General features: G+C 49.1%; 1 pseudogene. It reads right to left on the reverse strand.

The features are described 5' to 3' along the window. Nucleotides 1–215 precede the first annotated feature (215 nt). Nucleotides 216–595: pseudogene (locus tag ADU22_RS19725) on the reverse strand (MBL fold metallo-hydrolase); the annotation flags it as partial.

Raw genomic sequence — 595 nt, forward strand, 5'->3', positions numbered from 1 at the left:
CACTTACGACAAACATGCTGCGCTTTACTGCAAATGATGGGCCTCCACCTGCTTTTACTGCAAAAACCTCGGGCCTTACGACGAAGTTCCACCTTCTTACGACAAAGTTCAGCGCACTCACGACAGAACCACACTACCTCACTACAACCGCCCTTTCCCACAAACAAAAACCCCGCATCTCCACGACACGGGAGTTCCTGCACCTTATCATATTCTTATTTCGCTTTCAAAAGCACTCCACCCTCTTCCTGCACGCTTAATCCCAGCCTGTGCAAATGCTTCCGGATGCCGCTTCGTTCCCAGGTTTTCATTATCGGCCGCTGAAGGGCTTTCTTTGGATAAAAGATTCCCAGGCTGGTCAGCTCCTCAAAGCTTAGCCCCTGGCGAACATATTTCTCGACTAGTTCATCTCGTTTGTCAATCACCGCCAGATACTTTTCCATGGCGCCCACAAACTCCCGGCGGGTAAAAATCCCTTTTTGATGTCCCGTTATATAGGTATCGGCATCCAGTTCAAGCAGTCGCTTTGCCGAATTAATAAATTCATCGATATTGCCGTCGGTTCCGTTGTACCAGGGCCCAAACGATGTCATAT

The sequence above is a fragment of the Bacillus sp. FJAT-27251 genome (genome assembly GCF_001273925.1).
Lineage (GTDB): Bacteria > Bacillota > Bacilli > Bacillales > Cytobacillaceae > Mesobacillus_B.